This window comes from Colwellia sp. 1_MG-2023 (assembly GCF_030546755.1).
Classification (GTDB): Bacteria; Pseudomonadota; Gammaproteobacteria; order Enterobacterales; family Alteromonadaceae; genus Thalassotalea_H.
Genome location: NZ_JAUOPE010000010.1, coordinates 31857 through 43796, shown reverse-complemented (window position 1 = coordinate 43796; position 11940 = coordinate 31857). Strand labels below are relative to the sequence as shown.

Here is an 11940-nt window from a genome sequence, read left to right as displayed (position 1 = left end):
TATTTATTGCAATCAGACTATTTTTACTGATATTTCATCAGCTTTCACCTGTTTTTTTTCATCACGCTCTTTTGTACGCTTAGTACGGTCTAACACATCGCCGGCTAACTGACCACATGCGGCATCAATATCATCACCACGTGTACGCCTTGTAATTACCGTAAGTCCATAACTTTGCAGTACTTTATCAAATCTATCAATACGAGAATTACTCGACCTTTTGTACGGAGAACCAGGGTAAGGGTTAAAAGGAATTAAATTAATTTTACTTGGTAAATCTTTTAACGCGATCGCTAATTCGTGTGCTTGCTCGGTACTATCATTGACATGATCAAGCATGACATATTCTATTGTTGCCTGTTTATTGGCTTTAGAGCCATCAATGTATCGCCCTGCTGCCGTTAAAAATTCTTCTAACGGATACTTTTTATTAATTGGCACTAATTCATCACGCAAGGCATTGTTTGGCGCATGTACTGAAATCGCTAAGGCACAATCTATTTTTTCTTTTAACATATCTAAAGCAGGTACCACCCCTGAAGTACTTACCGTAACTCGACGTTTAGATAAACCATAGCCTAAATCATTTAACATAGTATCAAGTGCTGGAATTAGGTTTTTCATGTTTAACAGTGGCTCGCCCATGCCCATCATCACAATATTCGTGATCGGACGTTTACCTGCAATGCGCGTGGCGCCAATATCGTTGGCAACACGCCACACTTGGCCAATAATTTCACTCATGGAAAGGTTGCGGTTAAACCCTTGCTGTGCCGTTGCACAAAAAGTACATTCCAAGGCACAACCAACTTGAGAAGAAACACATAATGTTGCCCGATCGTTTTCAGGGATCCAAACAGTTTCAACTTCTTGACCGCCTTCAAGCTTTAAGGCGTACTTAATTGTACCGTCCGAAGACACTTGCTTTTCAGAAATTTCAGGCGCTTTGATTTCAGTATTACGCTGTAATTTTTCACGTAACTTTTTATTTAAGTTAGTCATTAACTCAAAGTCTGAGTAACCAAAATGATAAATCCATTTCATAATTTGATCAGCACGAAACGGCTTCTCACCAATCGAATGAAAATATTCACGCATTGATTGATGATCAAAATTTAATAAATTAACTTTAGGTTTACTCTGGCTTACAAATTCAGTGACTTCACTCATGTAAAAAATTCTCGATACAGCAAAATTTCAGGGATAAATTGTACACTTTTCGCTCAAAGTAGACAATTTTAATCAAGGGATAGAACAAATATAAATATTTTAAAACGATGATACTGTTGAACTTACGCAACCATTAAAGTACTTATATTTATCGTATCGCTAAACAAACAAAAGGATTTTACCGAATAGTCAGTAAAACCCTTCATTTCTAATTGTTCAGTAAACTAGTTAGTGGCGATAGTTCAAGAAGAAAGCGCGGCGCTTACGTGAGTAAGTGAGCACTTTCGCCGTAGAAATTTCGTCAATAAAGAAGTTTAATGACAAATTATCGAGTACGTGGACAAATTTCTTCGTCTGAGAAGAAATAAGCAATTTCACGTGCAGCAGATTCTAAAGCGTCTGAACCGTGAGCAGCATTTTCATCAATGCTATCAGCAAGATCAGCACGGATAGTACCAGCAAGCGCTTCAGCAGGGTTAGTAGCACCCATAATTTCACGATTTTTAAGTACAGCGTTTTCACCTTCTAACACTTGAACCATAACTGGGCCAGAAGTCATGAAAGAAACTAAAGCACCAAAGAAAGGACGTTCGCTGTGTTCTGCGTAAAAACCTTCTGCTTTTTCTTTGCTTAAATGAACCATTTTTGAAGCAACAATTTTTAAACCAGCAGTTTCAAAACGGTTGTAAATTTGACCAATTAAGTTTTTAGCAACTGCGTCTGGTTTTACGATAGAAAAAGTACGTTCGATAGCCATGATAAGCCCTCTTATAAATTTTAATAAATTAGGTGGTATAAATTTTGGCGCGATTATAGACGAAATATAATCAAATGACTAATGTTATATCTATTGCATTAAGTTGCACAAAAGACGAAGTGTTTAGCTCTGTTTACAGCTTAACGTCAAAGCAATGATGGGTATAACCTCAATTAAATAGCGCTGTTTTTTACTATATGAATGAGCGATTAACCATGAGTAAAATGATACTTATCGCATAAAAAAACCCGCTGCACTTTCGTTAGGCGGGTTTAATTATAAAGCTCAAAAGAAGCGAAAAGCAGATTAACTAACGTTAAATACTAATACGTTTATATTGACGATATTCTGGCTGCCAAAAGTTACGTTCTATTTTTGCGCGCAAACTTTCATCATCAATACGTAACGCTAACCCTTGGTCAAACGCAATTTTCGCAACGGCAAAAGCAATCTTCTTACTTAAATTCGCAATTTCAGTAAGAGGTGGTAATAATTCACCTTTACCGGTATTGGCTAATGGTGAGGCTTCAGCTAAGGTTTTACTCGCCACCATCAACATTTCATCGGTAATTCGATTGACATTCGCTGCAACCACACCTAACCCAATGCCTGGAAAAATATAACTGTTATTACATTGTGCGATAGGGAAAATCTTTTCTTTATGTTGAACAGGTTCGAATGGACTACCAGTTGCAACAATCGCTTGTCCGTCGGTCCAATGTATCACTTGCTCAGGTGTTGCTTCCACTTGCCTGACAGGGTTACTCAATGGAAAAATTATTGGCATATCGCAATGAGACTTCATGGCTCTGATCACTTGCTCGGTAAATAACCCCGATACGCCTGAAACCCCGATTAAAATATCTGGTTTAGCTTCATTAACCACTTCCAATAATGAAGCAAACTCACCTTCAATTTGCCAAGATTGTTGAGCGTTTCTTGATTGCGTCAATTTCTCTTGGAAATCTCTTAAATCTTTCATCCCTTCAGTCAGTAGACCATATCGATCAACCATATATACCTGACTTCGGGCTTGCTCTGGAGATATGCCTTCACTGGTCATTTGGGAAATAATTTGCTCCGCAATACCACAACCGGCAGATCCCGCGCCAACAAAGGTCACTTTTTGCTCGGATAGTTTAACGCCTTTTGACCGACACGCAGCCAGTAAGGTACCAACGGTAACAGAGGCTGTTCCTTGAATATCATCATTAAAACAGCAAATTTCATCACGGTAACGCGTTAATAAAGGGGTTGCGTTTGGTTGGGCAAAATCTTCAAACTGCAACATTACGTGTGGCCAACGACGCTTCACCGCTTTGATAAACATATCAAGGAATTCGTCATAGCTATCTTGCTCGATTCGCTTATGTCTTGCGCCCATATACATAGGATCGTTAAGCAGTTTTTCGTTATTTGTACCAACATCTAACATTACCGGTAAACAATAGGCCGGACTAATACCACCGCAAGCGGTATAAAGTGCTAATTTACCGATAGGGATCCCCATGCCACCAATGCCTTGATCGCCTAATCCTAAAATACGCTCGCCATCCGTTACGACAATAACTTTTACTTTGTTCTTGGTAGCATTACGTAAAATATCATCCAATTGATCACGGTCTTCATAAGAAATGAATAAACCACGATTACTGCGATAAATATCTGAAAACTGCTCACAAGCATCGCCTACGGTTGGCGTATAGATTATTGGCATCATTTCTTCAAGATGGTCTTGTACTAGTTTGCAATACAAGGTTTCATTTTTATCTTGAATAGCACGTAAATAGATATGCTTGTTTAAATTCGTGCGAAAATTACTATATTGACGATAACAACGATCAACCTGCTCTTGGATGGTTTCATAACTTGGCGGTAATAAACCAGTAAGATTAAAACTAATACGCTCCTCTTTACTAAAAGCACTGCCTTTATTTAATAATGGAGACTCTAAAAGGCTTGGGCCAGCGTATGGTATGTATAAAGAACGTTTATTTTTATTTGTCATAATAGCGTTGTAATCGTGATCTTATATTTTATTATATTAGTTTGATGAATGTTAAAGATTCACCATGCGAATAAAGAAAGGTAAGTATAGTCGAACCCCGTCAGACAAAAAAGCGTTAAATATGACAAATCTTTTTTGAATGTGCCGTTAAAATATATAGCTTATCGCTAATCCATTTCGGCAATCCATGTCAATTGAATCGCTTCGAGTACACGCTCACCACAGTGCTTTGGATCATCATCGAAGTTTTCAAGTGCTAAAATCCACGATCTAAGTTCAGTAAAATGTAATTTTAGCGGATCAACCTCTGGATGTGCTTCCATTAGATCTAACGCTAATTCTTGTGAATCAACCCAACGATATCCCATATTTTCTCCGTTACTTTATTAACAAATGAAACCATAATGCATCCGCAAGCAGCATTAAAATGAACCATAAAATAAGCATGCGTGATTTTCGACAAAACTGACAATCGGTTTGCCACATTTTTTTTAGTGCTACTATTAAATTGCTCACGTGGTTTTATACAATCGAAAAATAAAATCTTTGGTTAGTATAGAACCTGAACTAGGCTTTATAAATCTTTTTCTAACGGCAACTTTTGCTAACTTCATCGTTAATTTCACTTGCAAGTGACCAGTTATTGACGCGTAAAATCGCCTGAATTAAGGAAAAATATCGAGTTAGAAGACTCTTTATAGTAAATATCAGTTTTTAATGTATAAAAATCTCTTAAACCAAGTTCAGGTTCAAGAGTAAACTCGTTACACTACTGAGAAATTTCTACTGAACAAGTTAATTTAAATGAGCACAATTAAGTTTTCCCCCCAAGAAAAAGAACAACTAGTGGATAAACTACAACGCTATTTTGAGCGTGAATTAGAGCAAGAGTTAGGACAATTTGACGCTGAATTTTTGTTAGATTTTGTCAGTAATGAATTTGGCAACTTTTATTACAACCGTGGTTTATATGATGCTCAACATATTATCAGTGATCGCGTAGAACAAATCAGCGAAGCAATTTATGAATTAGAAAAACCAGTGAACTGATGGTAGTAATTAATTAGAGAAATAGTCAGAGAAAATAATCATTAAATGTGCATTCTTTGATCTGCTTTAAGGTATTCATTACTCAAAGGATTACAATAGTTTATCTACATTAAATAGACGTACAAAAAAATGATGCAAATTACTGATTTACAAAAAGAACAAAAAGTTCTCCCCTTACTACGTTTAGGTTTTAGACCTTTCTTTTTATTTGGTGCCGCCTTTGCAGTGATTGCTATTTTTACTTGGCTATTGATCATACAAGGTAAAAGTGATTTAACACCGCTTGGTGGTGGTTATTGGTGGCATTTGCATGAAATGATATTTGGTTTTGCTACCGCTATTATTGCCGGTTTTTTATTAACCGCTGTACAAAATTGGACAGGCATACCCGGCATTCAAAACAAGTCGCTATTGTTTCTTGTCGTGTTATGGATACTCGCTCGACTATCATTAATTGAGCCAAGTTTTCTCGGCGAAAACGTCACTATGTTAATAGATATTGCTTTTTTACCTGCCGTAGCTGTTTTCCTTGGTATGCCTATTGTCAAAATTAAACAATACCGTAATTTATTTTTTGTGCCGCTATTAATTCTCTTTACCTTAGTCAATATTGAGTTTTACTTAGCCTTGATGTCGCCTGAACATTTTTCCATACAGCTTTCTGGGTATGCGGGGGTGATGTTAATCACTTTACTAATGTCAGTAATGGTTGGTCGAGTGGGACCAATGTTTACAGCAAACGGGACACAAACGAAAAAAGTGGCTAATATTGCTTGGCTAGACAAGGCAACAAATGGCAGTTTAGCTATCATCACCTTTTATTTAATATTGCATCCTCTGTTGCCTATCAATGGCCAAATACTGGGCAGTTTATTTATCATCGCGGCGATTTTTCAAGCCATCCGTATTGTTCGCTGGCGTCCATGGATTACCATCAAAGTGCCTTTATTATGGTCATTACATTTAGCAGTAATATTTATTGTGTTTGGTTTGTTTTTCGTCGGTTTAAGCTACTTTTTAGTTGAATTATCCAGCAGTCATTTATGGCATATTTTAACCATTGGTGGTATGGGAGGGTTAATTCTTGCGATGATTTCTCGTGTTTCTTTGGGTCATACCGGACGACCATTACAACCACCAAAAACCATGTCGTTGGCTTTTATATTAATTTTTATCGCGGCAATTATCAGAAGCTTTTTACCTTTATTATTCCCTGAGTCTATAATGAGCATTTACCAAGCAAGCGCTGGTCTTTGGTATTTATCGTTTGGGATTTTTATTTTCCATTATGCGCCTATGTTATTAAAAGGTCGGCTCGATGGCAGACCTGGTTAATTATTTAAGGATTTTACATGCACGCGGTTTTTCTTGATCAACAAACGTTTTCAGCAGATATAGCGTTAACAGACATAAAAAAACAACTTACGTCATTAACCTGTTATCCTCTGACTCAGCCTGATGAAGTAATACCGCGAGCGAAAGATGCCGATATAATCATTACCAATAAGGTTTTATTGGGAGAAGCATTATTGGCACAACTGCCAAAATTAAAACTAATTTGTATCGCAGCAACGGGGATTAATAATGTCGATATCCTGGCAGCTAAAAAATTAAATATTGGCGTTACTAACGTTAGTGGCTATGCAAAAGGTTCGGTGCCTCAATATGTCTTCGCACAAATATTGGAGTACTTTAGTCAAGCAAGTCATCACAACCTTAATGTTGAACAAGGACTTTGGCAACAAAGCCCATCATTTTGTTATCACGGCAATGGCAGCCGTGAATTAGCCGATAAAACACTAGGATTAATTGGCTATGGCACACTCGCCAAAGCCGTAGAAACGATAGCGCTTGCTTTTGGCATGACAGTGTTAATTGCTGAACGACCGAATAGCGCCGAACTTCGCAACGGCAGAAAGCCGTTTAATGAGGTCATCGAAAAAGCGGATGTCCTGTCTTTGCATTGCCCTGAAACACCGGAAACAACAAACTTAATTAATGCCGATGTTTTTAAGAAAATGAAATCATCAGCGGTGTTAATTAATACCGCGCGTGGTGCAATTATTAATGAAGATGATTTATTACAGGCATTAAATACCAAGCAAATTGCATTCGCGATACTCGATGTGCTCAAACAAGAACCGCCGGCATCTGATCATATTTTATTACGTAAACAGCCAAAAAATTTAAAAATTACCGCGCATATTGCTTGGGCAACTCTTGAAGCACAACAGCGACTGATCAATATCATCGCTCAAAACATTGCTGATTTTATGTTGAATAAATCAACTAATCGTGTCGAACTATAATTAGCAATTAAACATTTTTCACTTTAAATAGTACATTGATATACGTGGACTTTTGTTAAATAGACTTTTATGATTTAGTCTAACAACAAAAAATAATTATCCTGTACTGGAATTTTCATTTATGAATAAGTTTTTTAGCACACTTTCTTTGCTTCTTTTAATTTTCATCTCAGGTTGTAACGGTAGTTCAGGAGATAACCCCACATCTAATGGAGAAACACCTGTAGCAACCAGTATTTCAGTTACATTACTAAACAGCGAAGGAGTTGCTCAACTCAGTTTTGATACCAGCGATACCGTCACCGTTCAAGCAACTGTCAAAGATCAGTTTAATGCGGTAATGAGTGGTACTCGAGTAAATTATGTTGCGGATTTAGGTAACTTATCAGTTGATTCTAAACTAACTGATGCTAACGGTATCGCAACCATTACGATTGCCAATAATGACCTAATATTGAGTGCCGGTACACTAACGGCATCGGTAACTAACGCTGAAAAAAGCTTATCTGACAGTATTGATTATGAATATATTACCTCAACTGTCACTGCCCCATCATTTAGTGCATCAATTGCTATGCAACTTAATGGTCAAAACACCAACCAATTCAAAAGTAATGAACAGGTACAAATACAAATAACGCTTGTAGATAACATGGGAGCAGCCGTTAAAAATGAAATCATAAATGTTGCAGCCGATATTGGCACGTTAACTACAAGCACAGCTTTAACCAATGAAAACGGTCAAGCAACGGTTACTCTTTCAGGTGATGGAGCGACAGGTGCTGGGGTTCTAGCCGTATCATTAACCAGTAACAGTAGTATCAGCGCACAAATGAACTATCAAGTGCTTCCAGAAGATAGCGTATTACTCGATGATGTCCGTATCGGTTATTTCGATGAAAACAGTACATTTATCGAAGGAGCAATAAAACTTTCAATTACAGATAATACCATTAGCGCAGGCGGTACCTTAGGCTTAACTGTTGAGTTAATTGATAGCGAGAATAATTTTATTAACACACCAACGACAGTTTCTTTTACTTCAAATTGTGTGATCAATGAAACCGCAACGATTGACGAAACAGTTTTCAGCATAAAAGGTAAAGCAGGAGCTACTTTTGAAGATATTAATTGTGCCGGTATTAATGGCACTGAAGATGTTATCCTTGCATCTGTGACATCAAATGGCGTAACCAATACTGCTTCTGCGAATATCAATATTAGTTCTGAAGCACTTGGTTCAATTGAGTTTGTTTCATCTCAGCCAGATTCAATCGTTATTAAAGGCAGTGGCGGTCAAGAAACGTCCACTTTAACTTTTTTATTAAAAAGTCAGTTAGGTAATCCAATTGCCCAACAAGAAGTTGAATTTAGTTTAGATGCTAGTATCGGGGGGATTGCCTTAAGCAGAACCAGTGGTTTCACCAATAGCCAAGGCTTAATTACAACACAGGTTTCATCAGGTACAGTGCCGACAGTTGTAAGAGTTAGCGCCAAAGCTACTATGGAAGTTAATGGCGAAACTATTAGCGTGCAAACACAATCAAGTGAACTATCAGTCAATACGGGTTTACCTGAGCAAGCGTCAATGACTATCGCTGCCACAGTATTAAATCCAGAAGCAGATATCGTCGGTGAACAATCAACAATTCGTGTGTGGTTAGCCGACAGCTTTAATAATCCAGTACCAGATGGCACACCCGTTAACTTCACTGCCGAAGGTGGCAGTATTGAATCAACGTGTAACACCTTGGCCGGTAATTGTTCAGTAACCTGGACAGCAACAGAGCCTTATTTACTCGATCATCGTGCAACAATATTAGCGACCACTTCGGGTCATGAAACCTTTTTCGATTCCAACGGTGACAATGTTTTTGATAATAACGATGGTGATGCAATTAGTAATGATATGGTCAATTCAGGTTTCGGCCGACAAGTTGCGTTATCTTCTGGTTTTGTTGATATGTCAGAAGCATGGCGTGATGACAATGAAAACTATGTGAAAGATCCTGAAGAAACTACGTTTTTTGATCAAAATGGCGATGAACAATATAGCGCTGCCGACGGTAAATTTAACGGTCCGCAATGTAGTGGTGATAAATGTGACAGTAATGCCAAAAAAGCAACGTTACGTAAAGCTTTAGTATTAATTATGTCATCAAGCAATAACCCAAACTTTGTTTTATCAGATACCACTGAGACAACAACTTATGCCGATAATCAGGGAACAAGTGCTAATCTACCTGACGTTGCCGATGGTACTTCATTAGCATTACGTTTTCGTTTTGCAGACAGTGCAATGCAAACCATGCCTATTGGTACTATAGTTACAGCAACGCTTGATGGCGGTGAATTACAAGGAACAACGACAGTATCAATAGGAAATACTAATGCAGACGGTTTTGCAGCAATGGATTTCGCGATTAATAACCCTATCAATGGTGATCCGGCAACAGCAACGTTAACGATTAGTATTGAAACACCTAATACTTTAGCAACAACATACGTGACTAAATCAATTAACTTACTATAACCACGAAAGCTAAAATTATTATCGTCACTGTTTAGATAAAAAACACCAGCTTAATAGGCTGGTGTTTTTATTTAACTGGCTATTTAATTTTAAGGGCGCAATTTAAAACCAAGTATCTTTAATTTTTCCATAATGAAAATATCCCCATTGCCCAACACGTCTTAATGGCGCTAATGGGAATTTAGGTAAAGGACGATCATATAAAGGTAAATTTGGCACTGACTTTTCAGCCACCTTGTCCGCTAATCGTTTGCCCGCCTGTACTGAAAATGACACACCTGCGCCACAGTACCCCATACTATAGAAAACATCTTTCGTTTCATTTTGGTAAATATGCGGTAAATCATCTAACGCCATACAGATCCAGCCAGACCACGCATAGGCAATATTCAATGAATGTAATGGTGGAAAACTCGTTTTTAATACAGACAATAATCGATTGGCATAATAAGGATCTTCCGCGCCCTTGCCGGTAATTGCGCCTCTGCCACCAAATAGAATGCGATTATCGGGTAGTTTTCGATAATAGTATTTCAACGCCCTTGTATCCATAACCACATTGGAAGTGAGAAAATTACAAGCTGCTATTTGATCATCCGTTAACGGCTCTGTCACAATAATTTGCGATAACACAGGTAAGGTTCGCTCAGCAACTAACGCATTAAAATTTTTAGGAGTGTAACCATTAGTGGCAATCACCACTTTCTTTGCTTTCACTACGCCTTGAGGAGTGATTAACTGCTGATATTGTCCATCTTCATGCCATTGCGTCACCGGCGATGAACAATAGATTTTAGCGCCGGCTTGACGGGCTAACTTTTGATAACCCCACGCCAATTTTAATGGATTTAAGCCAAAACCATCTTGATAACGGATTGCACCAAACGCATTTTTATCATCCATGTATTGTTGACTGAGTTCATCTTTCGATAAAATTTCAACATCGTAGCCAAACATTTCTTTTTGCAGTTTCGCTAAATCAATTAACTCGTTGAGTTTATTCGCTTTATGAGCAACCTTGATATAGCCTAAAGATTGCGGATCACAGTCGATACCTTCATCAATCAATTGGTTAACCGTTTCAACACCTGCCGACATTTCTTGATAAATACCCCGCATCACTTCTTCACCCCATTGCTTTTGCATGGTTGAAAAAGACTTTCTTCCCGACGACTTTAAAATAAAACCTGCGTTGCGGCCACTACAACCCCATGCGGTTTGGTTCGCTTCTAACACATGGGCTTTAATGCAGTGCTCTTTAGCAAGATGCAAAGCACAAGACATTCCCGTATAACCAGCACCAATTATCGCAACATCCACTTCAATATCTTGCTGTAATGTGCCGTCACTCTCAGGGGCATCACCTGAGATATTCGCCCAGTAACTATTGGGATATTTTTCTCCGCAACCTGGCGATTTATCATGTAAAGGATCGTACATAGGTTTCCCTAAATTATTATTCCAATGGTAAACTAACAACAATCCGCAAAAGGTCAATCAAATAAATGATGAAAAACACCATAAGCTATAACACGATTACCCCTGAAGATTACCAAGCTGTAGTTGCACTTGGCACTCAAGTGCACGGTGAAGGATATATCGACAACGAAAAACTTGAGCAATGGGTTCAAAAAGGCATTAAAAATGGTATTAATGCCGGTTTTGTCGCATATGAAGGTAACAAACTAGTTGGTTTTCGTGTCAGCTTTGCTGTTGGGCAATGGTCAATAGACACTTGGTGTTCACCTGAACTTTGGCCGACTGAGCAAAGCAAGGTTTGTTATTTTAAATGCAACACGGTCGATGAAAATTACCGCGGCTATGGCATAGGGAGTCATCTGCTTAAACTTGCCGTTAATGCTGCTAAAAAACAAGGCGCACAAGCTGGAGTCAGTCATTTGTGGATGCAAAGCCCAGGTAACAGTGCGGTTAAATATTTCACTAAATGTGGTGGTAGTTTGATTAAAGTACATGCAGATCGTTGGCATGAATTAAGTTTGCAAGGTTATTTTTGTCCTATTTGCGGCAATACTTGTCATTGTAGTGCCGCTGAAATGCTTATTAAATTTGATTGATAAACTCATGATTAAAAAGCGTTTATCAATCGATTTTT

At 38.1% G+C, this 11940-nt stretch carries 10 protein-coding genes; 5 read left to right on the top strand and 5 right to left on the bottom strand.

All coding sequences use genetic code 11. The features are described 5' to 3' along the window. Positions 1-12: 12 nt before the first annotated feature. The 4 genes from Q4493_RS12335 to iscX form a co-directional block, all read right to left on the bottom strand. A complete protein-coding gene (locus Q4493_RS12335) occupies positions 13-1170 on the bottom strand; it encodes a bifunctional tRNA (adenosine(37)-C2)-methyltransferase TrmG/ribosomal RNA large subunit methyltransferase RlmN (protein ID WP_303453033.1) in 1158 nt (385 codons plus the stop codon). Between the two features lie 325 nt (positions 1171-1495). Further along, the gene (gene ndk, locus Q4493_RS12330; RefSeq protein WP_303453030.1) at positions 1496-1927 is read right to left on the bottom strand and encodes a nucleoside-diphosphate kinase; all 432 of its coding nucleotides are present in this window, start codon (positions 1925-1927) and stop codon (positions 1496-1498) included. Between the two features lie 316 nt (positions 1928-2243). Continuing rightward, positions 2244-3935 carry an NAD-dependent malic enzyme gene (locus tag Q4493_RS12325; protein ID WP_303453027.1) on the bottom strand — a complete coding sequence of 564 codons (1692 nt, stop codon included), beginning with the start codon at positions 3933-3935 and terminating at the stop codon, positions 2244-2246. 167 nt (positions 3936-4102) lie between these two features. Continuing rightward, positions 4103-4303, bottom strand: coding sequence for a Fe-S cluster assembly protein IscX (gene iscX, locus Q4493_RS12320; RefSeq protein ID WP_303453024.1), 201 nt, complete (start codon positions 4301-4303; stop codon positions 4103-4105). 436 nt (positions 4304-4739) lie between these two features. Between iscX and Q4493_RS12315 the strand changes: the two genes are divergently transcribed. The 4 genes from Q4493_RS12315 (at position 4740) to Q4493_RS12300 (ending at position 9827) form a co-directional block, all read left to right on the top strand. Continuing rightward, positions 4740-4985, top strand: coding sequence for a DUF2164 domain-containing protein (locus Q4493_RS12315; RefSeq protein WP_303453022.1), 246 nt, complete (start codon positions 4740-4742; stop codon positions 4983-4985). A gap of 129 nt (positions 4986-5114) precedes the next feature. Continuing rightward, positions 5115-6320: an NnrS family protein gene (locus Q4493_RS12310; RefSeq protein WP_303453020.1), complete on the top strand. Its 1206-nt coding sequence runs from the start codon at positions 5115-5117 to the stop codon at positions 6318-6320. Between the two features lie 17 nt (positions 6321-6337). After that, on the top strand, positions 6338-7294 hold the full coding sequence (locus Q4493_RS12305; protein ID WP_303453018.1) for a D-2-hydroxyacid dehydrogenase: 957 nt from the start codon (positions 6338-6340) through the stop codon (positions 7292-7294). A gap of 121 nt (positions 7295-7415) precedes the next feature. After that, positions 7416-9827 (top strand): Ig-like domain-containing protein, encoded by a 2412-nt coding sequence (locus Q4493_RS12300; protein WP_303453016.1) that lies wholly within the window; start codon positions 7416-7418, stop codon positions 9825-9827. Between the two features lie 102 nt (positions 9828-9929). Here the strand turns inward: Q4493_RS12300 and Q4493_RS12295 are convergent, their stop codons facing one another. Next, entirely contained in the window at positions 9930-11267 is a 1338-nt protein-coding gene (locus tag Q4493_RS12295) for an FAD-binding oxidoreductase (RefSeq protein WP_303453013.1), read from the bottom strand. A gap of 65 nt (positions 11268-11332) precedes the next feature. Between Q4493_RS12295 and Q4493_RS12290 the strand changes: the two genes are divergently transcribed. Further along, positions 11333-11902, top strand: coding sequence for a GNAT family N-acetyltransferase (locus Q4493_RS12290; RefSeq protein WP_303453011.1), 570 nt, complete (start codon positions 11333-11335; stop codon positions 11900-11902). Positions 11903-11940: the final 38 nt, after the last annotated feature.

Excerpts from the sequence above, each read along its gene's own strand:
- Q4493_RS12325 (WP_303453027.1), bottom strand. The coding sequence starts at position 3,935 with ATGACAAATAAAAATAAACGTTCTTTATACATACCATACGCTGGCCCA.
- Q4493_RS12310 (WP_303453020.1), top strand. The coding sequence starts at position 5,115 with ATGATGCAAATTACTGATTTACAAAAAGAACAAAAAGTTCTCCCCTTA.
- Q4493_RS12335 (WP_303453033.1), bottom strand. The coding sequence starts at position 1,170 with ATGAGTGAAGTCACTGAATTTGTAAGCCAGAGTAAACCTAAAGTTAAT.
- Q4493_RS12290 (WP_303453011.1), top strand. The coding sequence starts at position 11,333 with ATGATGAAAAACACCATAAGCTATAACACGATTACCCCTGAAGATTAC.
- Q4493_RS12295 (WP_303453013.1), bottom strand. The coding sequence starts at position 11,267 with ATGTACGATCCTTTACATGATAAATCGCCAGGTTGCGGAGAAAAATAT.
- Q4493_RS12315 (WP_303453022.1), top strand. The coding sequence starts at position 4,740 with ATGAGCACAATTAAGTTTTCCCCCCAAGAAAAAGAACAACTAGTGGAT.
- Q4493_RS12300 (WP_303453016.1), top strand. The coding sequence starts at position 7,416 with ATGAATAAGTTTTTTAGCACACTTTCTTTGCTTCTTTTAATTTTCATC.
- ndk (WP_303453030.1), bottom strand. The coding sequence starts at position 1,927 with ATGGCTATCGAACGTACTTTTTCTATCGTAAAACCAGACGCAGTTGCT.
- Q4493_RS12305 (WP_303453018.1), top strand. The coding sequence starts at position 6,338 with ATGCACGCGGTTTTTCTTGATCAACAAACGTTTTCAGCAGATATAGCG.
- iscX (WP_303453024.1), bottom strand. The coding sequence starts at position 4,303 with ATGGGATATCGTTGGGTTGATTCACAAGAATTAGCGTTAGATCTAATG.